2 protein-coding genes and 1 pseudogene are annotated in these 1,495 nt (G+C 53.2%); all 3 read right to left on the reverse strand.

Translation table 11 applies throughout. The features are described 5' to 3' along the window. Positions 1-257, reverse strand: a 257-nt coding sequence (locus tag P0D80_RS50085; RefSeq protein ID WP_408296163.1) for a hypothetical protein, incomplete at its 3' end; no start/stop codon positions are given. Positions 258-290: 33 nt separating this feature from the next. After that, positions 291-719: a hypothetical protein gene (locus P0D80_RS50090; RefSeq protein WP_408296165.1), complete on the reverse strand. Its 429-nt coding sequence runs from the start codon at positions 717-719 to the stop codon at positions 291-293. Positions 720-948: 229 nt separating this feature from the next. Continuing rightward, a pseudogene (locus tag P0D80_RS50095) lies at positions 949-1,495 on the reverse strand (IS6 family transposase); the annotation flags it as partial.

Genomic DNA, 1,495 nt, shown 5'->3' on the forward strand with positions numbered 1-1,495 from the left:
CCAAGCCACCGCGCCATCGCCAATCTGCCGGAAATTTCGTAAATTCTCTTGATGCTCGCCTGGGAAACGAAGTTCTCTTGGACGCTGCGCCCCTCTCTCCGCCCTCTATCGGCTTTGTTCAGCAGCGTCCTTGCGCGGCGAGCGTCGGTCGGTCGAAACACTCCATTAACAAAAGGCCAATCAGGGGCGCCGGAAGCAACCAACGCAGAGCGGGAAGCACCGATAACGATCCGACCGAATAGATACCCGAGCAACATGGAAAAGCACGACCGAACCCGACGACGACTTGATCAGAAGTAGGTCGCTCCTTTATTCCCATCTAAGAAGTCGACCTCCTTGCTCAGACGTCCATTCAGATCCGCGAAATTTCCGGGAAGTCTGCTGCATAACTTACCGCCATAGTACACATCCAAATATGGCGATTTACCTGTTTTCTCTTCGATGAGCAAGTCTTTACCCTCCACTTTTGTCGCAATGCTCGACGCTCCCGTCGTGCTAGCCATCGTAAGTTTCGCGGTCAGATCCCTCACTACCTCTTCGATAGCTTCCCTCTTCTGCTCCATCTTAGATGTTTTTACAATCGCGTAGATTCCGAATGTCAACATCGAAAGGATCAGGTCTTTCAACCCACCCGGATTGCCGTAATTCCCCGCCCGATCGATGCAGCCAGCGGAATCGCTAGATAACGCTCTATGGATGGTGCTTCCAGTTACTGACATATGAACGTCCAGTTGTTTAATTCACGAGAGGCTAGACTATCGTCGTTAATGTCGGGTTGCTTTCGCGAATCTCCCCACTCTATCGTAAACATCACGAGGTCAGCCGAGCCCTCGCTGAATCCGGTGGACGGTGTAGAGAGTGGGGGGGGGCAAGGCCGCGGGGACTGACGGAGAACGTTGGTACGGCGGTAACAGTTGGAACAAGCAAAGGAGATATGCGAAGGATGGCTTATAAAATCAATGAGCAGAATCGCTGGGCGGCAGACAGCGGGGCGTTGCACGAAAATTGCAACTGTCGATTCTTGATCTCTTGCGTCAATTCGATGGCACTAAGAATGACGCGTGCGCATTTCAAACCCTTGAATCCGAGCATTGGTCGGCTTCAGCGTCTGATCGCCCGATGACCCTGCTCCACGCTCTTGTTCAAATACTTGATCTGACGAAACTTGATCGACATCTCGCGCTCGGCATTCACCGCGTTAAGCGCGGCCAGACTGGAGCCACTTTCGTCGATGGTCACCGTCTCGGGTGAATCGTTTCGACCGATTGCCTTTTCGACGATGCGCTGCTCAGCAGCCTTGTCCCGCCTGCCTCTTAACAGAAATCGATAGCGTTGCCCACCTTATCCACTGCGCGGCAAAGGTACTTCAATGAGCCCTTGACTCTGATATAGGTTTCATCAACCCGCCGGCTTCTTGCCGACCGGACGCTTTTGCCTGCAAAACGTCATTTTGAACAGCGGCACCAGCTTGATGACCCGTAAGCGAGTCCACCCC

Source organism: Paraburkholderia sp. RL17-373-BIF-A (assembly GCF_046030175.1).
Classification (GTDB): Bacteria; Pseudomonadota; Gammaproteobacteria; order Burkholderiales; family Burkholderiaceae; genus Paraburkholderia.